General features: G+C 59.6%; 21 protein-coding genes. 7 read left to right on the top strand and 14 right to left on the bottom strand.

Features of this window, described 5'->3' with window-relative positions:
* Positions 1–26: 26 nt before the first annotated feature.
* The 10 genes from aauR to KI237_RS06430 form a co-directional block, all read right to left on the bottom strand.
* The gene (gene aauR, locus KI237_RS06385) at positions 27–1,355 is read right to left on the bottom strand and encodes a two-component response regulator AauR (RefSeq protein ID WP_212799248.1); all 1,329 of its coding nucleotides are present in this window, start codon (positions 1,353–1,355) and stop codon (positions 27–29) included.
* A complete protein-coding gene (gene aauS, locus KI237_RS06390) occupies positions 1,352–3,256 on the bottom strand; it encodes a two-component sensor histidine kinase AauS (RefSeq protein ID WP_212799249.1) in 1,905 nt (634 codons plus the stop codon). The genes aauR and aauS overlap by 4 nt, the downstream gene beginning before the upstream one ends.
* A 161-nt stretch (positions 3,257–3,417) precedes the next feature.
* Positions 3,418–4,152 (bottom strand): amino acid ABC transporter ATP-binding protein, encoded by a 735-nt coding sequence (locus KI237_RS06395; RefSeq protein WP_003204983.1) that lies wholly within the window; start codon positions 4,150–4,152, stop codon positions 3,418–3,420.
* Positions 4,149–4,820 (bottom strand): amino acid ABC transporter permease, encoded by a 672-nt coding sequence (locus KI237_RS06400; protein ID WP_212799250.1) that lies wholly within the window; start codon positions 4,818–4,820, stop codon positions 4,149–4,151. Before KI237_RS06400 ends, KI237_RS06395 begins: the two co-directional genes overlap by 4 nt.
* The gene (locus tag KI237_RS06405) at positions 4,820–5,566 is read right to left on the bottom strand and encodes an amino acid ABC transporter permease (protein WP_212799251.1); all 747 of its coding nucleotides are present in this window, start codon (positions 5,564–5,566) and stop codon (positions 4,820–4,822) included. Before KI237_RS06405 ends, KI237_RS06400 begins: the two co-directional genes overlap by 1 nt.
* A 192-nt stretch (positions 5,567–5,758) precedes the next feature.
* Complete coding sequence (locus tag KI237_RS06410; RefSeq protein WP_212799252.1) at positions 5,759–6,673, bottom strand: glutamate/aspartate ABC transporter substrate-binding protein; 915 nt, start codon at positions 6,671–6,673, stop codon at positions 5,759–5,761.
* A 444-nt stretch (positions 6,674–7,117) separates the two neighbouring features.
* Positions 7,118–8,656 carry a glycerol-3-phosphate dehydrogenase gene (gene glpD, locus KI237_RS06415; protein WP_212799253.1) on the bottom strand — a complete coding sequence of 513 codons (1,539 nt, stop codon included), beginning with the start codon at positions 8,654–8,656 and terminating at the stop codon, positions 7,118–7,120.
* Positions 8,657–8,963: 307 nt separating this feature from the next.
* Positions 8,964–9,719, bottom strand: coding sequence for a DeoR/GlpR family transcriptional regulator (locus KI237_RS06420; protein ID WP_039591738.1), 756 nt, complete (start codon positions 9,717–9,719; stop codon positions 8,964–8,966).
* A gap of 85 nt (positions 9,720–9,804) precedes the next feature.
* Positions 9,805–11,310: a glycerol kinase GlpK gene (glpK, locus tag KI237_RS06425; RefSeq protein ID WP_212799254.1), complete on the bottom strand. Its 1,506-nt coding sequence runs from the start codon at positions 11,308–11,310 to the stop codon at positions 9,805–9,807.
* A gap of 74 nt (positions 11,311–11,384) precedes the next feature.
* Positions 11,385–12,236 (bottom strand): MIP/aquaporin family protein, encoded by an 852-nt coding sequence (locus KI237_RS06430; RefSeq protein WP_212799255.1) that lies wholly within the window; start codon positions 12,234–12,236, stop codon positions 11,385–11,387.
* A 322-nt stretch (positions 12,237–12,558) separates the two neighbouring features.
* Here KI237_RS06430 and ybaK point away from each other — a divergent pair, with 322 nt between their 5' ends.
* From ybaK to KI237_RS06445, 3 genes are all read left to right on the top strand, one after another.
* Positions 12,559–13,029: a Cys-tRNA(Pro) deacylase gene (gene ybaK / locus KI237_RS06435; RefSeq protein WP_212799256.1), complete on the top strand. Its 471-nt coding sequence runs from the start codon at positions 12,559–12,561 to the stop codon at positions 13,027–13,029.
* 174 nt (positions 13,030–13,203) lie between these two features.
* Positions 13,204–13,986 (top strand): PhzF family phenazine biosynthesis protein, encoded by a 783-nt coding sequence (locus KI237_RS06440; RefSeq protein ID WP_212799257.1) that lies wholly within the window; start codon positions 13,204–13,206, stop codon positions 13,984–13,986.
* A 314-nt stretch (positions 13,987–14,300) separates the two neighbouring features.
* Positions 14,301–15,248, top strand: a complete 948-nt coding sequence (locus tag KI237_RS06445) for an IS110 family transposase (protein WP_212799258.1) — start codon at positions 14,301–14,303, stop codon at positions 15,246–15,248.
* A 108-nt stretch (positions 15,249–15,356) separates the two neighbouring features.
* Here the strand turns inward: KI237_RS06445 and KI237_RS06450 are convergent, their stop codons facing one another.
* Both KI237_RS06450 and argF read right to left on the bottom strand, forming a co-directional pair.
* Positions 15,357–16,469 (bottom strand): ABC transporter ATP-binding protein, encoded by a 1,113-nt coding sequence (locus KI237_RS06450; protein WP_212799259.1) that lies wholly within the window; start codon positions 16,467–16,469, stop codon positions 15,357–15,359.
* Positions 16,466–17,386 carry an ornithine carbamoyltransferase gene (gene argF, locus KI237_RS06455; protein WP_212799260.1) on the bottom strand — a complete coding sequence of 307 codons (921 nt, stop codon included), beginning with the start codon at positions 17,384–17,386 and terminating at the stop codon, positions 16,466–16,468. Before argF ends, KI237_RS06450 begins: the two co-directional genes overlap by 4 nt.
* Before the next feature lie 402 nt (positions 17,387–17,788).
* Between argF and plzR the strand changes: the two genes are divergently transcribed.
* The 3 genes from plzR to grxD all read left to right on the top strand — a co-directional run bounded on the left by plzR (position 17,789) and on the right by grxD (position 20,747).
* Complete coding sequence (gene plzR, locus KI237_RS06460; RefSeq protein ID WP_014339882.1) at positions 17,789–18,076, top strand: PlzR type 4 pili assembly inhibitor; 288 nt, start codon at positions 17,789–17,791, stop codon at positions 18,074–18,076.
* A gap of 131 nt (positions 18,077–18,207) precedes the next feature.
* On the top strand, positions 18,208–20,316 hold the full coding sequence (locus tag KI237_RS06465) for a molybdopterin oxidoreductase family protein (RefSeq protein ID WP_212799261.1): 2,109 nt from the start codon (positions 18,208–18,210) through the stop codon (positions 20,314–20,316).
* An 89-nt stretch (positions 20,317–20,405) separates the two neighbouring features.
* On the top strand, positions 20,406–20,747 hold the full coding sequence (gene grxD / locus KI237_RS06470) for a Grx4 family monothiol glutaredoxin (protein WP_003204956.1): 342 nt from the start codon (positions 20,406–20,408) through the stop codon (positions 20,745–20,747).
* 241 nt (positions 20,748–20,988) lie between these two features.
* Here grxD and bfr read toward each other — a convergent pair whose 3' ends face one another.
* On the bottom strand, positions 20,989–21,462 hold the full coding sequence (gene bfr, locus KI237_RS06475; RefSeq protein WP_212799262.1) for a bacterioferritin: 474 nt from the start codon (positions 21,460–21,462) through the stop codon (positions 20,989–20,991).
* A 208-nt stretch (positions 21,463–21,670) separates the two neighbouring features.
* Positions 21,671–21,889 carry a bacterioferritin-associated ferredoxin gene (locus tag KI237_RS06480; protein ID WP_003178704.1) on the bottom strand — a complete coding sequence of 73 codons (219 nt, stop codon included), beginning with the start codon at positions 21,887–21,889 and terminating at the stop codon, positions 21,671–21,673.
* A gap of 314 nt (positions 21,890–22,203) precedes the next feature.
* Between KI237_RS06480 and KI237_RS06485 the strand changes: the two genes are divergently transcribed.
* Complete coding sequence (locus KI237_RS06485) at positions 22,204–22,806, top strand: peroxiredoxin (RefSeq protein ID WP_003204949.1); 603 nt, start codon at positions 22,204–22,206, stop codon at positions 22,804–22,806.
* Positions 22,807–22,862 lie beyond the last annotated feature (56 nt).

The raw sequence follows: 22,862 nt of genomic DNA on the forward strand, positions 1-22,862 counted from the left end.
GATCCACAGGTCTTGCGCCCCGTTCATTAATGGCTCAGGCCATATTTTTTGACTTTGTCGAACAGCGTGGTCTTGGCCATGCCCAACTCCAGGCTTGCCTGGGTCAGGTTGCCACCGCTGCGTTGCAGGGCGTCCACCAGCAGGTTGCGCTCGAAGGCTTCTACTGCTTCGGCAAAGGCCAGGCCTTGGCTGGCACCACTGGCGCCGGACCTCTTGAACGCTGGCAGGCCCAGGGCATAGCGCTCGGCGACGTTGCGCAGTTCGCGCACATTGCCCGGCCAGTCGTGGCTCATCAGGTTCGACAGGGTCTGGTTGTCCAGCTCCGGCACCGTGCGGTCAAAGCGCAGGGACGACTGCTGGAGAAAGTGCTTGAACAGTTGCAGGATGTCTTCGCGCCGCTCGCGCAGCGGCGGCAGTTCCAGGGTCACCACGTTGAGGCGGTAATACAAGTCGCTGCGGAACTGCCCGGCCCGGCCCATTTCGTCCAGGTCGGACTTGGTGGCGGCGATCACCCGGCAATCCACGGCCACGCTCTGGTTCGAACCCAGGCGCTCGAGGGTGCGTTCCTGCAACACGCGCAGCAATTTGATCTGCAAGGGCAGGGGCATGCTTTCCACTTCATCGAGAAACAGCGTGCCACCGTCGGCGTGTTCGATCTTGCCGATCCGGCGTTTGCCGGCACCGGTAAAGGCATTGGCCTCGTGGCCGAAAATTTCGCTTTCGAACAGGTTCTCCGGCAGGCCGCCGCAGTTCAGCGCGACGAACTGCTTGTCGTGGCGTCGGCTGAAGTCATGCAGGCAACGGGCGACCAATTCCTTGCCGGTGCCGGTTTCACCTTCGATCAGCACGTTGGCCGAGGTGTCGGCGACGTTGGCGATCAGCGCGCGCAGGTGCTGCATGGCTGGCGAGCGGCCAATGATCCGCCCTTCCAGGGTATCGCGCTCGGCCAGTTGCCGACGCAGCGATGACACTTCCCGGGCGAGGCTGCGCTGCTCCAGGGCACGGCGGGCGACGTCCACCAGGCGTTCAGGAGAAAAGGGTTTCTCCATGAAGTCATAGGCGCCTTTTTGCATGGCGCCGACGGCCATGGAGATGTCGCCGTGGCCGGTGATCAGCACCACCGGCAGGCTACGGTCCCGTGCCTTGAGGCGGGTCAGCAGTTCCAGGCCGTCGATGCCCGGCAGGCGAATGTCGCTGATGACGATGCCGGCAAAGTTATCGTCGACGTGCTCCAGGGCCTCTTCGGCGCTGCCCACGCCGATGCAGGGAATGTCTTCCAGGCTCAAGGCCTGCTGGCAGCCCAGTAGGACGTGGGGGTCGTCTTCGACGATCAGTACGCTCAGGTCGTGGTTCATAGCGGCTCGACAGGTGAAAGGCTTACCAACGGTAAACTGAGGACAAATGTGGTTCCACTGCCCTCAACCGGGTGCTCGACGCCCAGGTAGCCACCCGTGGCGGCGGCCAGGCTGGCGGAAAGCGTCAGGCCCAGGCCCAGGCCTTGTTCGCCGGGTTTGGTGGTGAAGAAGGGTTCGAACAGATGCTTGCGTGTTTCTGGGTCAATGCCGTGGCCGTTATCCCGCACGCGCAGGCGATATTTGCCATCGCCGGCCTGGCCTTCGAGCCACAGCTGCGGTTCGGGTTGCGTCTGCATGGCGTCCAGGGCATTGCCGATCAGGTTCACCAGGATCTGCTCCAGGCGCGTCTGGTCAATTTGCACCTGGACGTCATCGAAACTGGAATGAATCTGGATGTTCAAGCTTTCAAGACGAGCGCCCAGCAGTTGCAGCGCGGCTTCGACGCCTTTGCCGAGGCTGGCCTGGCCCTGGTCGTCCCCACGCCGGGCAAAGGAGCGCAGGCTGGCGGTGATCCGGCCCATGCGGTCGATCAATTCGTTGATGGTCTTGAGGTTGGTGCTGGCGATGTCCAGCTGGCCACGTTCCAGGAAGCGCACGGTATTGCCTGACAAGGTGCGCAGTGCCGCCAGTGGCTGGTTGAGTTCGTGGGCGATGCTGGTGGACATCTGGCCGATGGCCGCCAGTTTACCGGCCTGGACCAATTCGTCCTGGGCCCGGCGCAAGGTCTCTTCGGCCTGGCGCCGTTCGCGGATCTGGCCCTTGAGTCGTTCGTTGCTGGCGCGCAGGTCGGTGGTGCGTTCGGTAATCCGACGCTCGAGCTGGTTGTTGGCTTGCTGCAAGGCTTCCCGGGCCGCGAGACGGGTGGCGATGACCTTGCGCCGTTCGTTCCAGGCAATCAGCAGGAACGCCACCAGGGCGAAGGCCACGGCCACCAGGATGCCTTGGTTGATCGCCTGGCGACGCAGGTCTTCAAGTGAGGTCAGCAGGGTGAAATTCCACGGTGTATCGCTCAAGGGCCGGGTCTGCGACAAATAGCTGATGGCGCGCTCGTCGGACACCAGTTCGCTGTTGGCCGGGAACGTCAGTTTCTCCATGCCTTCGGCCAGGTGTTCCCGGGCCAGTGGCACGAGTTCATTGAGCGGGAACCAGTAGTACTGCAGGCTGCGGGCCAGGCGTTCCTTGGTGTCGTCGCTCAGGGGACGAACCGACTTGAGCCGCCGCGCCGGGTCGCTGGACAGGATAATGATGCCGTTCTCATCACTGACGAACGCCTCCAGCCGCGCTCGCTGCCAGCGTTCCTCCAGGGCTTCGAGGCGCACCTTGACCACGGCGACGCCGATGATCTTGCCTTGTTGCTCCAGGCCATGGGCCAGGTAGTAGCCGGGTTCGCCGTTGGTGCTGCCGATGCCATAGAACCGCCCCGGCTGGCCGCGCACGGCGTTCTGGAAATAGGCGCGAAAGGACAGGTCTTCGCCCAGGTAACTGTCGACATCGCGCCAGTTGCTGGTGGCCATCACCCGGCCGGTGGTGTCCATGACGTAGATGGCCCGGCTGCGGCTGCGGCGGTTCAGGCCTTCGAGGTATTCATTGACGGTCCTGCGGTGCTCGGGCGTAGGGTCCTCGAGCAGTTGCGAGACACTCGATTCGAGCTCCAGCAGGCTGGGCAGGTAGGTGTACTTGCTGATCTCGCTCTCGACCGCACGGGCGTGCAGTTCCAACTGGCGTTCGCCATTCTCGGCGAGGCCACGTACGCCATAGTGCTCGCTGATCCAGAAGCCGAGGTAGCCCAAGCCGATCATCAGGGCAATGACCAGTGGCGGCAGGAACAGATGGCGAATCAGGCGGGGTTTCACGGCGAGTGATGGCGGCGCGGCGCGATAGAGGGTGGGGTCGCATTTCATCACAGAAGCCTTGGGTCAACCACAACACAAATCGACAAGCCAACACTTCTCCCTTGTGGGAGCGAGCTTGCTCGCGATGACTGCAGATCAGTCGACAATAAGGCGGACCGGCAGTCCGCTATCGCGAGCAAGCTCGCTCCCACAGTGGGGAGCGGTGTTGTTTAGTGCTGCAGGATTTTCTCAAGGAAATGCTGCGCGCGTTCGGAGCGGGCGCTGATGTCGCCGAAGAACTCTTCTTTCTTGCAGTCTTCGATGATCTGGCCCTGGTCCATGAAGATCACCCGGTTCGCCACTTTGCGGGCGAAGCCCATTTCGTGGGTCACGCACATCATGGTCATGCCTTCGTGGGCCAGTTGCACCATGACGTCGAGCACTTCGTTGACCATTTCCGGGTCGAGGGCCGAGGTCGGTTCGTCGAACAGCATTACCACCGGGTCCATCGCCAGGGCACGGGCAATCGCCACGCGCTGCTGCTGGCCGCCGGAGAGCTGACCCGGGTGCTTGTGGGCGTGGGCCGAGAGGCCGACCCGCTCAAGCAGTTGCAAGCCTTTCTTGGTGGCCTCTTCCTTGCTGCGGCCCAACACCTTGATCTGCGCGATGGTCAGGTTCTCGGTGATGGTCAGGTGTGGGAACAGTTCGAAATGCTGGAACACCATGCCCACCCGCGAACGCAGTTTCGGCAGGTTGGTCTTCGGGTCGGCGATGGATGTGCCATCGACCACGATGTCGCCTTTCTGGAACGGTTCCAGGGCGTTCACGCATTTGATCAACGTGGATTTGCCCGAACCGGACGGCCCGCACACCACCACAACCTCGCCCTTGCTGACCTCGGTGCTGCAATTGGTCAGTACCTGGAAGTCCCCATACCACTTGTTGATGTTCTTGATAGAGATCATACGGTGAACCTTTTTTGCAGACGCTTGACCAGCTGCGAGGCGGCAAAGCTGACGGTGAAGTACACGAGACCTGCGATGATCAGGAACTCATTGGAGCGGCCGATGATGTCACCACTGGCCCGCGAAGCATTGAGGAAGTCCACCAGGCCGACCGTGTAGACCAGCGAGGTGTCCTGAAACAGGATGATGCTTTGTTGCAACAGCAGTGGGGTCATCTTGCGAAACGCCTGGGGCAGGATGATCAGGCGCATGGTCTGGCCGTAATTCATGCCCAGTGCCTGGGCGGCGCCCATCTGGCCCTTGGGAATCGACTGCACGCCGGCCCGCACGATTTCGCAGAAGTACGCTGCTTCGAACATCATGAACGCCACGATGCAAGAGCCGAATGCCCCGATCGGCGTGTCTTCGCCAGTGATCCAGCGCAGCACGAACGGCACTGCCAGGTAGAACCAGGTGATCACCAACAGCAGCGGGATCGAGCGGAAATAGTTGACGTAGGCGCCAGCGATATTGGAGACCAGCTTGTTATGGGACAGGCGCATCAGTGCCAGGATCGTGCCGAGGATGATCCCGCCGACCACGCCCAAGACCATCAGCTTGAGGGTCATCACCATGCCGTTCCACAAACCGGGAATGGCCGGGATGATGCCAGTGAAGTCGAATTCCATTATTTACCCCCCACGGAGATCAGGCCGGGCACCGCGACTTTCTTCTCGACCATGCGCATGAGCAGCATCAGGCTCATGTTCAAGGTGAAATAGATCAGCGTCGCCAGGGTAAAGGCTTCGAACAGGTTGGCGGAGAACTCGGCGGTTTGCTTGGTCTGCGCGAGCAATTCCATCAGGCCGATCAGCGAGGCCACGGAGGAGTTCTTGAAGACGTTGAGGAATTCCGAGGTGAGCGGCGGAATGATGATCCGGTAGGCCTGGGGCAGCAGCACGTTCCAGTAGATCTGCGGCAGCTTGAAGCCCATGGCCCGGGCGGCGGATTCCTGGCCGCGCGGTAGCGCCTGGATACCGGTACGTACCTGTTCGCAAACCCGGGCGGCGGTGAACAGGCCCAGGCACACGACGACGCTCAGGTAGGCCGAGGTGGTCGGGTTGAGGTCCTGCTTGTACCACTCCTGCATATCGGCGGGCAGCAGGTCCGGCACCAGGAAGTACCAGATGAACAGCTGAACCAGCAGCGGCACGTTACGGAAAAGCTCCACGTAGCACGTGGCGATACCCGACACGAGCCGGTTCGGCACAGTACGCATGACGCCTAGCACCGAACCCAGCAGCAGGGCGATGATCCAGGCTACGACGGCGATGGCGATGGTCCAGCCCAGGCCGGACACGTACCAGTCGAGATAGGTCTCGCTGCCCACGCCGGTGGACTTGAAGAACACGCTCCAGTCCCAGTTGTAATTCATTAGGGTCTCCCCTCAGATCGTTCGATGTACAAATGCCCGCCTGGGGAAACTCCGTTCCCGCCCGGCTTGAAGGCCAGGCACACGCGATCGGCTCGACAGCCACCGGTTCGAGTGTTTCCAGATTTGCCAGCAGGGAGTGACCATCCCCTGAAAGGGCCGGGCCCCTTCAGGAGATAAGGTTAGTCAGAAATATCAGGACTTCTTGTCGTCAGCCGCTTTGTCGGTCGGATTGGCGATCAGGGCCTTGAGCTCGTCGCTCATCGGGAAGTTCAGGTTCAGGTTTTTCGGCGGGATCGGTTGTGTGAACCACTTGTCGTAGATCTTGTTGATCTCGCCCGAGGCATAGGTGGCCTTGATGGCGTCGTCCACCGCTTTTTTGAATGGCTCGTCGCCCTTGCGCATCATGCAGCCATAGATTTCGTAGGACTGTGGGGTACCGGTCACGGCCCAGTCATCGGCTTTCTTGGCCTTGGCGGCTTCGCCAGCCAGCAGCGCGTCGTCCATCATGAACGCAACGGCACGACCCGATTCCAGCATCTGGAAGGATTCGCCGTGGTCCTTGGCGGAGATGACGTTCATGCCCATCTGCTTGTCGGCGTTCATCGCCTTGAGTATGCGTTCGGACGTAGTGCCGGCGGTGGTCACGACGTTCTTGCCCTTGAGGTCGTCGAAATCCTTGTACTTGGAATCTTTCTTGGACAGCAGCTTGGTGCCGATTTCGAAAATGCCAACGGAGAAGTCAACCTGCTGCTGACGCTCGACGTTGTTGGTGGTGGAGCCGCATTCCAGGTCCACGGTGCCGTTCTGCACCAGCGGGATACGGGTTTGCGAAGTCACCAGGTTGTACTTGACCTGCAGGTCGGGCAGGTCCAGGTCTTTTTTCAGCGCGTCGACGACTTTCATCTGGATATCGTGGGAGTAGCCGACCGGCTTGCCGGAAGCGTCCGCGATGTAGGAGAACGGAATGGAAGCGTCGCGATGGCCAAGCGTGATAACGCCGGACTCTTTGATCTTTTTCAGTGTGCCGGTCAGTTCGGCTGCGAAAACCGGAGTGCTGATCAGAGCGGCAGCCATGGCTGCGCCCAGGAGATGGGGAACGATGCGCATCGATGTTTCCTCGACATTGTTTTTTTTATTTCGGCCGGTTCGTCGGCCCTGAGTACTTCGAAGTGCCTGGCAGCTCCTGTTGTGTTGGCGTACAGGCATTCGTCTCCAGAAGTGTAGAGCATGACTCGTGCCAGGCCAGTCGCATCTTGATAACAGATTGTTTTTATTGGCAATTAATGTTTTGTTTCAGGTTTTTGGCGGTCAGATCATCCGGTAAGCCGAACTGACTGACGGGTCGCGTTCGGAAAACCGAATGCCTTGAGCTTCCCAACTCATTGAGGGAGCGAGCTTGCTCGCCATAGCGGTGTGTCAGCCACATGAAGTGTTGAATGTGCAGGCCTCGTCGCGAGCAAGCTCGCTCCCACCGGGTTGCCCAGTGTGTTCAGAATGTGAAAAGCCCCTGAATCGCAGGATTCAGGGGCTTTGGGTTTAGCGGACGATCGTTCAGGCCGCTTCGATCTTGCGACGGTTGTGCTCGACCTTGTCCAGGTACTGCTGCAGTTTCTCTTGCTCGACCGGGGTGGTGAACAAGCCCAGCTTGCTACGGCGCCAGAGGATGTCCTGGGCGTCGACGGCCCATTCGTCGCTGCACAGGTAGTCGACTTCGCGGGTATAGAGCCCCGCACCGATGTGCTCGCCCAGGTCGCCCAGGCTGTGCACGCCTTCGAGCATGCGCCAGGTGCGGCTGCCGTAGGTGGTGGCCCAGCGGCGGGCGATGTCGGTTGGTAGCCAGTCGAACTTGTCGCGGATCGCCGAGCACAGCGCCTGCGGGGTGGTCATGTTTTCGCCGCCGGGGAGTGCCTCTACGGCGGTCCAGCTCGGACGCATTTGCGTGAAATACGGGGCCAACTGCGCCATCGCCGATTCGGCCAGTTTGCGGTAGGTGGTCAGCTTGCCGCCGAACACCGACAGCAAGGGGGCTTCTTCACCGCCACCCGACAGCGCCAGGGTGTAGTCGCGGGTCACGGCCGAAGGGTTGTCGGATTCGTCGTTGCACAGCGGACGCACACCGGAATAGCTGTGCAGGATATCGTCGCGGCTGATCTGCTTCTTGAAGTGGGCATTGACCACCTTCAGCAGGTAATCGGTTTCGCCTTCGGTGATTGTCACTTTGGCTGGGTCACCGGTGTATTCGCGATCGGTCGTGCCGATCAGGGTGAACTGGTTCAGGTAGGGAATGGTGAACACGATGCGCTGGTCTTCGTTTTGCAGAATGTGCGCATGTTCGCCTTCGTAGAGTTTCGGCACGATCAGGTGGCTGCCCTGGATCAGGCGGATGCCGTAGGGCGATTCCAGCTTCAGGTCATCGCGAATGAACTTGGCGACCCACGGACCGGCGGCGTTGACCAGTGCCTTGGCGCGGATCGAAAACAGGCTGCCGTCGGCACGTTCCAGGTGCAAGTGCCACAGGCCTTTGCTGCGACGGGCGTTCACGCAACGCGTGCGGGTGTGGATATGCGCGTTTTTTTCCCGGGCGGCCATGGCGTTGAGTACCACCAGCCGCGCATCGTCGACCCAGCAGTCGGAATATTCGAAACCTTTGGTGATCTCGCTTTTCAATGCACTGTCGGCACCGAACTTCAGGCTTTTCGAGCCGGCGAGCTGCTCACGTTTGCCCAGGTGATCGTAGAGGAACAGGCCGGCGCGGATCATCCAGGCCGGGCGCAGATGCGGGCGGTGAGGCAATACGAAGCGCATTTGCTTGACGATGTGCGGGGCCTTGGCCAGCAACACTTCGCGCTCGGCCAGCGCTTCGCGCACCAGGCGGAATTCATAATGTTCCAGGTAGCGCAGGCCGCCGTGGATCAGCTTGCTGCTGGCTGACGATGTGTGGCTGGCCAGGTCGTCCTTTTCGCAAAGGAACACCGAAAGACCGCGACCGGCAGCGTCCGCGGCAATCCCCACGCCGTTGATACCGCCACCAATGACGGCGACATCGTAAACCTCGGCGAGAGGGGGCGTAGGCAAGGTAGAAGTGGGCATCGGCTGGCCTCGGGCTCTTTTTCGCAATATTTGAATTCGAACATAAATGTTCATTTGCGAAAATACTAGCCCATAAAAACGACAACGGCCAGTCAACTTCGATTGAAAATACTGATCAAGGGAAGCTGAAAGGAAAATTTTCGAACATGAAGAAAGGTTGAAGCCGACAGGGAGGCCGTTGTGGCGAGGGGATTTGTGGGAGCAAAGCTTGCTCGCGAAACAGGCGCCTGGTTCTATCTATGTAGAAACCGTGTCGCCGTCATCGCGGGCAAGCTTTGCTCCCACAGACAGGGTGTTGGGGAGGGCGTCAGACCACTTCCAGCCGAATCTTGTGCTGGCTCAGCAATTGCGCCAGGGCCGGCACGGGTTGCTGGTCGGTCACCAGGCAGTCGATCAGGCTGATGGGCCCCAGGCGGACCATGGCGTTGCGCCCGAATTTGCTGGAGTCCGCCGCCAGCAGCACTTGCCGGGCGTTGGCGATGATGGCTTGGGAAACCCGCACTTCCTGGTAGTCGAAGTCCAGCAGGCTGCCGTCTTCATCGATCCCGCTGATGCCCACCAGGGCGAAGTCGACCTTGAACTGGTTGATGAAGTCGACGCTGGCCTGACCCACCACTCCGCCGTCACGCCGTACGTTGCCGCCGGCGATCAGGACTTCGAAGTCGTCCTTGGCGCTGAGGATCGAAGCCACGTGCAGGTTATTGGTGATGACCTTCAGATGGTTGTGATTGAGCAGCGCCCGGGCGATGGATTCGGTGGTGGTGCCGATGTTGATGAACAGCGAGGCATGATCGGGAATCTGGGCGGCGATGGCTTCGGCGATGCGTTGTTTCTCATCGCGCATCTGATCGGCGCGCATGGCGTAGGCAGTGTTTTCCACACTTGAGTCGTAGGCGGCACCGCCGTGGTAGCGACGCAGCAGGTTCGCTTCCGCCAGTTGGTTGATATCGCGGCGAATGGTTTGCGGGGTGACGACGAATAGCTGCGCCATTTCCTCGATGCTGACATAGCCGCGTTCGCGGACCAGTTCGAGGATTTGCTGCTGGCGGGGAGGCAGATTCATGGGGCTTCCTTTGGGCTGCCGTACAAAATTTGCCCATGATGCCGCAGGAATCCACTCCCGACCAGTTTCAGAACCTTATCAGGCTTTATTCAGCGTCTTCATGGGGTTCCCAGTCACGGGTGCGGCTGACCGCCTTCTGCCAGCCTGCGTAGAGTTTTTCCTTCGCCTGCTCGTCCAGTTGGGGTTCGAATTCGCGCTCGATCACTGCTTTGCCGCGCAGTTCTTCCAGGCTGCCCCAGAAACCGCACGCCAGGCCGGCCAGGTACGCAGCACCCAGGGCGGTGGTTTCACGCATTTTCGGGCGCTCAACCTGGGTACCCAGGATGTCGGCCTGGAACTGCATCAGGAAGTTGTTCGCCACCGCGCCACCGTCGACGCGCAGGGCCTTGAGGCGTTCACCCGAGTCCTGCTGCATGGCGTCGAGTACGTCGCGGGTCTGGTAGGCAATCGACTCCAGCGCTGCGCGAATGATGTGGTCGACGCGTACGCCGCGGGTCAGGCCAAACAGCGCGCCACGGGCATAGGGGTCCCAATACGGTGCGCCCAGGCCGGTAAAGGCAGGCACCAGGTACACGCCGTTGCTGTCCTTGACCTTGTTGGCAAAGTACTCGGTGTCCAGGGCGTCGTTGATGATCTTCAGTTCATCGCGCAACCACTGCACGGTAGAGCCGCCATTGAACACCGCACCTTCCAAGGCGTAGGCGACTTCGCCGCGCGGGCCGCAGGCGATGGTGGTGAGCATGCCGTGATTGGATTTTACGGCCTTGTTGCCGGTGTTCATCAGCAGGAAACAGCCGGTGCCATAGGTGTTTTTCGCCTGGCCCGGCTCCACGCACATCTGGCCGAAAAGGGCCGCCTGCTGGTCACCGGCGATGCCGCCGATGGCAATGCCGCTCTTGGTGCGGCCATAGATCTCTGAGGAGGACTTCACTTGCGGGAGCATTTCCCGAGGGATGTCGAGGATCTCGAGCATCTTCGCGTCCCATTCCAGCGTGTGGATGTTGAAGAGCAGGGTGCGCGAGGCGTTGGTGTAGTCAGTGACATGAACCTTGCCGCCGGTGAATTTCCAGATCAGCCAGCTGTCGACGGTGCCGAACAGCAACTCACCGTTGCGTGCACGCTCGCGGCTGCCTTCGACGTTGTCCAGGATCCACTTGAGCTTGGTGCCGGAGAAGTACGGATCGGTGACCAGGCCGGTGGTCTGGCTGATGTATTGCTCGTGGCCGTCACGCTTGAGCTGTTGGCAGATTTCGGTGCTGCGGCGGCATTGCCAGACGACGGCGTTGTAGATCGGGCGGCCGGTGGTCTTGTCCCAGACCACCGTGGTTTCACGCTGGTTGGTGATGCCGATGGCGGCCACCTGGTCATGGTGCAGGCCAGCCTGGGCGAGGGCTTCGACCATGACCGCGCTCTGGGTGGCGAAGATTTCCATCGGGTCGTGTTCGACCCAGCCGGCCTGCGGGTAATGCTGGGCGAATTCGCGCTGGGCGGTGCAGACCACGTTGGCGTCACGGTCGAAGATGATCGCGCGCGAGCTGGTCGTACCCTGGTCGAGGGCAATGATGTAGTTCTTGTTCTCAATGTCGGTCATGTCGATTGCCTTGGGACGTAAATAGGGAAGAAGCTACGGTGCAGGCTCGATGACAGGCACCTGCACCGACTGTTTCAGGACGTTCTGGGCTTGCCGTCAATGGCCGGTTCTGCATCCTTTGTAGCAGTTATGGCGCTGGGCAGGTGGCGGGCAATCAAGCCGCGATAGGCCGCAGCGCCGAGGCACGCCCCCACAATCGGGGCAAAAATCGGAACCAGGAAGTACGGGATGTCGCGTCCACCCGTGAGGGAAATTTCACCCCAGCCAGCAAAGAAAGTCATCAGTTTAGGACCGAAGTCACGTGCCGGGTTCATCGCAAAACCCGTCAGGGGCCCCATGGAGCTACCGATCACGGCAATCAGCAGGCCGATCAGCAAGGGGGCCAGTGGACCACGGGGCAAACCATTGTTGTCATCGGTCAGGGACATGATCACTCCCATCAGGATGGCTGTGATGATCACTTCCACGAGGAAGGCCTGGCCGGTGGACAGCGCTGCGTGCGGGTAGGTGGAAAACACCGAGGCCAGTTCGAGGCTTGCTTCGGTGCCGCGAATCATGTGCCGGGACTGTTCGAAATCGAAGAAAAGGTTGCTGTATAGCGTGTAGACCAGAAGGGCACCGCAGAAAGCACCGGCCACCTGGGAAAACATGTACAGAGGCAGTTTGCGCTTTTCGAAGTCAGTGAAAATGCACAGGGCAATGCTGACGGCGGGGTTGAGATGGGCGCCGGAAATGCCCGCGCTCAGATAGATCGCCATGCTGACGCCAACGCCCCAGATGATGCTGATTTCCCACAGGCCGAAGCTGGCACCAGCGACTTTGAGCGCCGCGACACAACCGGTACCGAAAAAAATCAGCAGGGCAGTGCCCAGGAATTCAGCCAGGCATTGGCTGGACAGGGACGGCTGTTGTAAAGCAGTGGTCATTCAAACCTCGGTTTTTTGTTGTTTTGCTGCGCCTTCGATAAAGCTCGATTGCGCGACTTCCACCGAGACAGGATCCCCATCCTGATCTCGGGTTGTTGCTTGAGACCTGCGATATGACTTTCAGTTTCGAAAAAATATAGACAAGAAACGCTGGTGTCAAAGGTCGAAAGTGAACCGTCGGTCACATTTCAACTATTCGTGACGTGAATGACGCTTGCGCTGACGGCGGATCACCGGAACTCGCGACGTCCTCCCAAGCCTTTTCGCTGGCGATGGCTTAGAATCCGGCCACGCTTTTTTCATTTCCTTGTCAGGAGCCGTCATGACACCCGCGTTGGATCTGCTTAAGAAAGTGCGCGCCGAACATCGCATCCACAGTTACGAACACGATCCCAAGGCTGCGTCCTACGGTTTGGAGGCGGCGGAAAAGCTCGGGCTGAATCCGGCGCAGGTGTTCAAGACGTTGTTGGCGGTCAGCGAAAAGGGTGAACTGTTGGTGGCGGTGGTGCCCGTGGCCGGAAGCCTGGATTTGAAAGGCCTGGCCCATGCCGCCGGGGTGAAAAAGGTCGAGATGGCCGACCCAGCCGCCGCGCAGCGGTCGACCGGTTATTTGCTCGGCGGGATTAGCCCGCTGGGGCAGAAGAAGCGCCTGCGCACTTTTATCGACAGTTGCGCACAACCGCTCGCCAGTATGTTTGTCAGTGCGGGACGGCGCGGCTTGGAAGTCGAGTTGGCGCCTTCGGTATTGAAGGAGCATACCGGGGCGGCGTTTGCTGATATTGGGCGGGCTTGATAACCGGGTGGCCGCCGCGCAGCCAGGCGCGAGCAAGCTCCCTCGCCACAGGGACGTAAGGCCTGATCATTGTTTTCATCCGGCGCTGTAGGGTGAAAATTCTGCTGATCTGTCACTGGATACGCCGTGCCGCTACACCCCATGCTGGCGCATCAAAAAATAAGGAGAAGTGCCATGCAACTTGCGTTTCATCAGGTCGATGCGTTCAGTGACCGGCCGTTCGGTGGTAACCCGGCGATGGTCTATCGGCTCGACGGCTGGATTGCCGATGACTTGATGCAGAAGATCGCCGCCGAACATAACCTGGCTGAAACCGCGTTCCTGGTGCGTGAAGGTCAGCATTGGCATATCCGCTGGTTCACGCCCACCACCGAAGTCCCGCTGTGCGGGCACGCCACGTTGGCCAGCGCTTATGTACTGTTCGAGGTCTACCACGAAACGGTCGAACGACTGGATTTCATCTGCAAGTCCGGTTCGTTGAGCGTTACGCGCGAGGGTGATCGGCTGTGGCTGGATTTTCCGGCCATCGTGCCTGTCGAGTTGGGCGCGTCCTTGGCGATCCAGAATGCCTTGGGTGTCGAAGCGGTGGACGTGCTGAGTTCCAACGAACTGTTCGTGGTGCTGGAATCGGAGCAAGCGGTGCTCGATTGCAAGCCGGACATGGCGGCCCTGGCAAAGCTGCCTTGGCCCGGCGCTATCGTGACCGCGCCGGGGAGCAAGCATGATTTTGTCTCACGCTATTTTGCCCCGGCGATTGGCATCAACGAAGACCCGGTGACCGGCTCGACCCACTGCAGCCTGATTCCCTATTGGTCCAAACGTTTGGGTAAGCACGGGCTGACGGCTTATCAATGCTCGGCCAGAGGTGGGGCGTTGTTTTGCCGGCTGGAGGGTGAGCGGGTGAAGATTGGTGGGAATGCGACGTTGGTGGCCAGTGGGACGTTGATGCTGGGGTGACTCTGCATTAAAGCCAATGCGATCAAATGTGGGAGTGAGCTTGCTCGCGATGGCAGTGTGTCAGCGTACATCGGTGCTGAATTTGCCTATGCCATCGCGAGCAAGCTCGCTTGTATGGTAGGACTTGAAGGGAGGAGGAGGGACAAGGCTCGATTCTGACTGTTAGCGCAGTACAGACCGTGGGAGATTTCACCCCTCCTCCTTTCACCCAAGCGCCGATAAAGAATGCATCTGGCCTAGACCGACGATAGGAACAAGCCTGCGCCTCTGGGTGAACCCTTCAAGTGTTCAAACCTTAGCCCGGAGGATTTCCAATGGCAATGCCGGTTTCTGTCACTAAGCCGATCGTGGGCGTGGACGTCGCCAAAGATGAGTTGGTGATTTATCACGCTGAATCCGATCGACTCGAAACGATCCTAAACACCAAAGCTGCGATCAAGAAGTGGCTCAAGGCACTGCCCGCACCGGTGAGTGTCGCCATTGAAGCCACCAATATCTATCACCAGGAATTCGCCGATCTGGCTTATGCGCAAGGCTGTGTGATTTATATGATTGGCGGTTACGAGCTCAGCCATTACCGAAAAGGCGTAAAAGTTCGCGCCAAGACTGATGCGCTAGATGCTCGGTTGCTGGTTCGCTATTTGAACAATGAAGGCCACCAGTTGCACCCCTGGACTCCGCCATCGCCCCTGTATTGCCGGCTTATAAGCCTTTTCCGGCGCCGAGCAGCCTTGGTGCAGGCGCGTGTCAGCCTCAAGCAAAGCTGGGCGAACGAGCCGTTGCTAAAAACAGCCTTCGAGAACCAAATAAGTGCCATGCAAAGGCTGGAAGTCTTGCTTGAGAAAACAATCCAGACGCAGTTGCAAGATGCCGGTTTGGGCGATCAGCTCAAGCGTTGCATGAAAGTCGAAGGAATCGGCTTGTTGAGTGGCGCTCGTTTACTTACGGCATTGCAGCGGGGGGACTTCAGAAATGCCGATGCCTTCATCGCTTTTCTGGGTTTGGACCTGCGCATAGCAGACTCGGGAAAAAAGAAGGGGCGCCGCTGCCTGTCTAAGCGAGGCGACCCGGAAGCGCGTCGACTGATGCACAACGCCGCGATGTCGGCGAGGCGCACAGCGGCATGGAAGGGTTTTTATGAGGCACTGAGGGCCCGGGGACTCAGCACAACCGAAGCATTAGTGGCACTGGCCCGCAAGCTTGCCCGAGTGGTATTCGCCCTGCTGAAGAACCAGAGCGAATACTTACCGAAAGGCATGTAGGGGGTAGCACTGCACCATAGAATCTCCCACAGGATTTGTGGATGACAGCTGATTTGTAACTGCTGCAAATCCCCTTGTGGGAGCGAGCTTGCTCGCGATAGCGATGGTTCACCGTGCATCGGTGCTGTAGCGCCGTACGCCGCTGTCCGTCGGCGGGATATGCGCGGCGGTGCTGCCCGAGGCTTGGAACAGGACCAGGTGTTCAGCCGCGACGCGGATGCCCACGCTGTCCTCGACCTGATGGTCGGCATGGCTGGGGAAGATCGATTCCAATTGCGCGCCTGTCGGCAATTGCAGGCGATACAAGGTTGAAGCACCCAGGAAGGTCTTGCCGACGATTTTGGCGGTGAGCGGGCTGTCCGGTGCGTAGACGATATCGTCTGGGCGCAGCAACACATCCACCGCTGCGCCGATGGGCCAGGTGTAGGCTCGGTTGCCGCGCAGGGTACCCAGCTCGGTTTGCACCGATTCCGGGCTGTCGAGCCGGCCACGAATGAAGTAACCCTGGCCAATGAAGCTGGCGACGAATGGCGTCAGCGGTTCGTGGTACAGGTTGTAGGGCGTGTCCCACTGTTCCAGTCGACCTTCCTTGAATACCCCGACGTGGTCACTCACGGCGAAGGCTTCTTCCTGATCGTGAGTGACCAGGATCGCGCTCGTGCCGCGGGCCTTGAGAATATCCCGCACTTCATGGCTGAGCTTGCGTCGCAACTCGCCATCGAGGTTGGAGAACGGCTCATCAAGCAACAGCAGTTGTGGTTCTGGTGCCAGCGCGCGGGCCAGGGCCACACGCTGTTGCTGGCCGCCGGACAACTCATGGGGAAAGCGCTTGCCCAGGTGCTTGAGGTTGACCAGTTCCAGCAACTCTTCGACGACGCGATCCTTGTCCGGATGCTTGCGAATGCCAAAGGCGATGTTCTCGGCCACGCTCAGGTGGGGAAACAGGGCATAGTCCTGGAAGACCATGCCGATACGGCGTTTTTCCGGGGCGAGGGTGAAACCGGCGCGGGAAATGGTTTCCCCGGCCAGTTGGATTTCACCCTCGTGCACCGGTTCGAAGCCGGCGATGGCGCGCAGCGTCGTGGTCTTGCCGCACCCGGACGAGCCGAGCAGGCAGCCGATATCGCCGGCGTTGAGGTGCAGGTTGAGGTTCTGCACGACCCGCTGGTTTTGGTAGCCGCAGGCCAGGTTATGCAAATTCAGCAGCAGCGAATGGCTCATGCGTGGTGATAAGCCGGCTCGACAAGGAACTCGAGCAGTGCCTTTTGCGCGTGAAGTCGATTTTCTGCCTGGTCCCAGGCCACCGAGCGCGGGTCGTCCAACAAATCGAAGCTGATCTCCTCACCACGGTGCGCCGGCAGGCAATGCATGAACAGCACGTCGGCATCCGCCAGGTCGAGCAAGGCCCGGTTGACCTGGAGCGGCGCGAACAGCTTGAGGCGCTTGGCGGTTTCTTCTTCCTGGCCCATGGAAGTCCAGACGTCGGTGCTCACCAGATGCGCACCGGCCACGGCCTGTTTCGGATCACGCACGATGGTCACCCGGTCCCCGGCCTTGGCGAGCAGCTCGGCATTGGGGTCATAACCTTCAGGGCAGGCAATGCGCAGCTGGAAGTCGAATTGCAGCGCCGCTTCTATATAGCTGTTGCACATGTTGTTGCCGTCGCCGATCCAGGCCACGGTCTTGCCCTGGATCGAGCCGCGATGCTCAAGGAAGGTCTGCATGTCGGCCAGCAACTGGCAGGGGTGCAGGTCATCGGACAGGCCATTGATGACGGGAACGCGGGAATGGGCCGCGAACTCGGTCAGGGTGCTGTGGGCAAAGGTACGGATCATCACCGCGTCCAACATGCTCGAAATGACAATGGCACAATCGCTGATGGGTTCGCCGCGGCCCAACTGGGTGTCGCGCGGCGACAGGAAGATCGCCTGGCCACCCAGTTGGATCATGCCGGCTTCGAAAGAAATGCGGGTGCGGGTCGATGACTTCTCGAAGATCATCCCCAGCACGCGGTTTTTCAAGGGCTCGAACAGTACGCCGCGGTTACGCAGGTCCTTGAGCTCCACGCCTCGACGAATCACGCCGAGCAACTCATCGGGCGTGAAATCCATCAGGGAGAGAAAGTGCCTTGCGCTCATGATTGACTACCTTTTTGTAACTGACCGCAGATGCTCAAAGCCTTGTTTATTCAAAAAACGGGCGAGACCTGCGGCAAAAGCCGCACGGGGCGACGAAATAGGGGAAGGCGCGATCTTATAATTAAATGTCGCGTCTTACCAATAGGGCTACGGTTTTTGGGGATTTCAGCGAGGCCACCACGCGAGTGCGATGGCATATGAGAAGCCATTTCCAGACAGCAGCGACTCCATTTGTACACTGGCGCTGCTTGGCTTGGCAATCAAGCGCGGCGGGCGCGTCATGGATGGGGGGCGGTTTATGCCGTGTCATCCAATCCTGCGCCTGTCCGCTGGTTGTTGTGAAACATTTCCTAATGCAAAAGCCTGGGTTATAAATGAGCCACAGCGGCACAGGAGCCCGAAATGGATTCGAAAGAGCAACAATTGATGGAATTGCTGGGGCTGACCGCACGCTCGCTGACGCACCTCACGGCTTCGGTGACCTCGATGTCATTCGAATTGCTGCGCAGCGACGACGAGGTGACCAAGGCCGCGGGGCGTCGGATGATCGATCGCATGGCCACTATCAGTAATGGGCTCGACGAGCATTGGCGGTTGATCGGCGAGCTGACAGGTGTGCCCATTGCCCAGGAGCAGGTGGAAACCGTCGAGGAAATCCAGCTGCTGGCGCCGCCTCCCGACCAGCCTTGACGCCCTGTCATCGGTGGGCCTGATGCCCGGCAATTCACAGGACGAACGTCGCTGGCGCTGCCGGGAATCATGCGCCATAGTTTTGTTCCCGCGGCCGAAAACGCCCGTCACGAATAAAACAGAGACTGGCCATGACCAAGACTCTCCACCACCGTGCGTGCCATCTGTGTGAAGCCATCTGTGGCTTGACCCTCGAAACCACCGAAACCGACGGCCAGGACCTGGCGATCACCTCGATCAAGGGCGATGCGCTGGACACTTTCAGCCGGGGTCATATCTGCCCCAAGGCAGTGGCCCTGCAAGATATCCAGAACGACCCAGACCGGCTGCGCCAGCCCATGCAGCGCGTTGGTAATGAATGGCAACCCATTGCCTGGGACGACGCCTTCACGTGGGTGGCCGAGCGCCTGGCGGACATCCAGGCGCGCCACGGCCAGAACGCAGTGGCGGTCTACCAGGGCAACCCCAGCGTGCATAACTATGGGCTGATGACTCATAGCAACTATTTCCTGGGCCTGTTGAAAACCCGCAGCCGTTTCTCGGCGACCTCGGTGGACCAACTGCCCCATCACCTGACCAGCTACCTGATGTACGGTCACGGCCTGCTGCTGCCGATTCCGGACATCGACCACACCGACTTCATGCTGATCCTGGGCGGCAACCCGTTGGCTTCCAACGGCAGCATCATGACCGTGCCAGACGTGGAAAAACGCCTCAAGGCGATCCAGGCCCGTGGCGGCAAGGTAGTGGTGGTCGATCCGCGCCGCAGCGAAACGGCGGCCATTGCCGACCAGCATGTCTTTGTACGTCCCGGCGGCGATGCTGCGCTGCTGTTTGGTTTGCTCAATACATTGTTCAGCGAAGGCCTGACCCGTGACAGCCACCTGCCGGTGGATGGCCTGGACGAGGTGCGCGAGGCCGTCGCCACTTTCACGGCTGAAGTCATGAGCCCGCTCTGTGCGGTGCCGGCGGCGCAGATCCGGCAATTGGCCCGGGACTTCGCCGCCGCGCCGTCAGCGGTATGCTACGGGCGAATGGGGGTCTCGACCCAGGCGTTCGGCACGTTGTGCCATTGGCTGATCCAGGTGATCAACCTGGTCACCGGCAATCTTGATCGGGTGGGCGGGGCACTGTGCACCGAGCCGGCGGTGGACCTGGTAGCCACCACTTCGGGCGGGCATTTCAACCGTTGGCAGAGCCGGGTGTCCGGGCGTCCAGAATATGCGGGGGAGTTGCCGGTGTCGGCCCTGGCCGAGGAAATGCTCACCGAGGGCGAAGGCCAGATTCGTGCGCTGGTCACCGTGGCCGGCAACCCGGTGCTGTCCACACCCAACGGGCGGCAACTGGAACAGGCCCTGGACGGGCTGGAGTTCATGGTCAGCCTCGATTTGTACATCAACGAGACCACGCGTTACGCCGACCTGATCCTGCCCTCGACCTCGGCCCTGGAGAACGATCATTACGACACCACGTTCAACCTGTTCGCAGTGCGCAACGTGACCCGTTTCAACCGGGCGATCCTGCCCAAGCCCGAGGGCGCGCTGCACGACTGGGAAATCTTTGTCGGCCTGGCCAAGGCTTTTGCCGCCCGAACCGGCAAGGAACTCAAACCGACCATGCCGCCAGCGCAGATGATCGATTTCGGCCTGCGCAGTGGGGCGTATGGCGATGCCTCGCCGCACAAGCTGTCCCTGGCGACCCTCTTCGATCATCCCCATGGCATCGACCTCGGTGCGCTCAAGCCCAACCTGGCTGCGCGCCTGAAAACCGAAAACCAACGCGTGCAGGCCGCGCCAGCCGTGATACTTGCCGATCTCGAGCGCTTCGCGGCGTTGCAGGCGCCAAAACCGGACGAGTTGCTGATGATTGGCCGCCGCCATGTGCGCAGCAATAACTCCTGGATGCATAATTTTCATCGACTGGTGAAGGGCAAGCCACGCCACCAATTGTTGATGCACCCGGATGATCTCGCCAGTCGTGGTCTGGTCGACGGGCAACGGGTGACCGTCAGTTCGCGCGTGGGCGTCATCGAAGTCGAGGTGCTGGGCAGCCTGGATATGATGAAAGGCGTGGTCAGCCTGCCCCACGGTTGGGGCCATGCCCGGCCGGGCGTGCAGATGACCATTGCCAGCGGACAACCGGGCTCCAGCGCCAATGACCTGACCGATGATTGTCAACTCGATGAGTTGTCCGGCAACGCGGCGCTTAACGGCGTACCGGTGAAGGTGGCGGCTGCGTAAAATTGTCTCTGGAGCACGTTCGGCTTTCCGTTACAATGCGTCACCGTGTCGACAACTTAAGTCGCAAAAGTTTTAAGCCGAGGTGCTCCATGGATATCATCGAAACGATTAAAGACCAGATTGCCAACAACACCATCCTGCTTTACATGAAAGGCTCGCCGAACGCGCCACAGTGCGGTTTCTCGGCCAAGGCTGCTCAGGCTGTGATGGCATGTGGCGAGAAGTTTGCCTACGTGGACATCCTGCAGAACCCGGAAATCCGCGCCAACCTGCCCAAGTACGCCAATTGGCCAACCTTCCCACAGCTGTGGGTAGGTGGTGAACTGATCGGCGGTAGCGACATCATGACCGAGATGGCCGCCGACGGCTCTCTGCAGGCCACGATCAAGGAAGCGGTAGAAAAAGCGGCGGCGAACAAGACCGAAGCCTGATCCATGGAAGTCTGTTCACCCCATAGGTTGTGGTGAACACGAGACCTTGTGGGAGCGAGCTTGCTCCGGGCGGCGATCCGACGATGGCGGTGTGTCAGTCAGCGTTTTTTACCTGATCCACCGCCATCGCGAGCAAGCTCGCTCCCACAGTGGTTTTGGGCAGGCCTGGGAATCCAGGCAATAAAAAGCCCCGCCTCTCGAAAGAGGGCGGGGCTTTTTAGTGGCTTGCTTTCGGGGAAGCTTACTCTTCACCCATCTGCGATTGCAGGTAGTTCTCAAGACCGACTTTGTCGATCAGGCCCAGTTGGGTTTCCAGCCAGTCGATGTGCTCTTCCTCGGATTCGAGAATGTCTTCCAGCAGTTCGCGGCTACCGAAGTCGCCAACGCTTTCGCAATGGGCGATAGCGGCCTTCAGGTCGGCGTGACCGATGCGCTCGATACGCAGGTCGCACTCAAGCATCTCGCGGGTGTGTTCGCCGATGTGCAGCTTGCCCAGGTCTTGAACGTTCGGCAGACCTTCGAGGAACAGGATGCGCTTGATCAGCTTGTCCGCGTGCTTCATCTCGTCGATGGACTCGTGGTACTCGTGCTTGCCCAACTTGTTCAGGCCCCAATCCTCGTACATGCGCGCATGCAGGAAGTATTGGTTGATCGCGACCAGCTCATTGGCAAGGATCTTGTTGAGATGCTGGATGACTGTAATGTCGCCTTTCATGATGAGGCCTGCCCTGTAATAGCTGTGTATAAGGCAGAGTTTGAGCCGCGCATTTGCGAGTGTCAAACCTAAGTTATTGAATAATAAATGAAAATTAATCGGAATAAGAATGTTTGTGTTCCGCGTCTGGACGCTAAGCATTTGATTTACAGGCATAAAAAAACCGGACATTGAGTCCGGTTCCTTGAGAACTGTGTATTACGCGCTCTTACGCGGCGGTAAATTCTACCGGGTAGGGGATCGATGCCTGTGCCGTTTGCACTTTGGCGAGGGTTTCACGAACCACTTCCTTGGCCAGGCAGGCACATTTGCCGCATTGGCTGGCTACGCCGGTGGCCTGGCGGACTTCGCGATAGCTGCAGCAACCTTCGTAGATCGCTTCGCGGATTTGCCCGTCGGTAACGCCAGTGCAGAGGCATACATACATAAGTGAGAACCGTCGCTGGTTGTGACTCAATTGAGACGGATCTTAATGTTAACGAGAATGATTGTCAAAGTTGTTTCTGAAACACTTTTGCCAGAGTGGCACCTGGCTGACGAACGGTTCGTGCTCCGGTCAGTGCGGTGTCATCAAATGCTACAGCGATTTTTCAATGCCACCGAAAAACCGTTGAAGACAGTCCAAATGTGCGGTGTATGATGATCGGCCCTTGCAAGCGGGTTCGTGTCACAGGGCTGTCGCCTGAGGGTGACAGGCTGGCCCGGACCTTGTTTTCACGCTATTACATCAGGAGATATCCAATGAGCGTACTCGTAGGCAAACAAGCCCCAGACTTCACCGTTCCAGCCGTCCTCGGCAACGGCGAAATCGTCGACAGCTTCACCCTGTCCTCGGCCATCAAAGGCAAATACGGCCTGGTGTTCTTCTATCCACTGGACTTCACCTTCGTCTGCCCGTCCGAGCTGATCGCACTGGATCACCGCATGGATGATTTCAAGGCGCGCAACGTTGAAGTGGTCGCTGTTTCGATCGACTCGCACTTCACCCACAACGCCTGGCGCAACACCCCGATCAACAATGGCGGTATCGGTCAGGTGAAATACACCATGGCTGCCGACATGAAGCACGAAATCGCCAAGGCCTATGACGTTGAGTCCGAAGGCGGCGTGGCCTTCCGTGGCGCGTTCCTGATCGACGACAAAGGCGTTGTCCGTTCGCAGATCATCAACGACCTGCCACTGGGTCGTAACATGGAAGAACTGATCCGTCTGGTCGACGCGCTGCAATTCCACGAAGAGCACGGCGAAGTCTGCCCGGCCAACTGGAAAAAAGGCGACAAGGGCATGACCGCTTCGCCTGAAGGCGTTGCCGCTTACCTGGGCGAGCACAGCGACAAGCTGTAAGCCCGCAAGGTATAAAAAAAACCGGCCCATGATGGGCCGGTTTTTTTATGCCTGTT

The organism is Pseudomonas sp. St316, from assembly GCF_018325905.1.
GTDB lineage: Bacteria > Pseudomonadota > Gammaproteobacteria > Pseudomonadales > Pseudomonadaceae > Aquipseudomonas.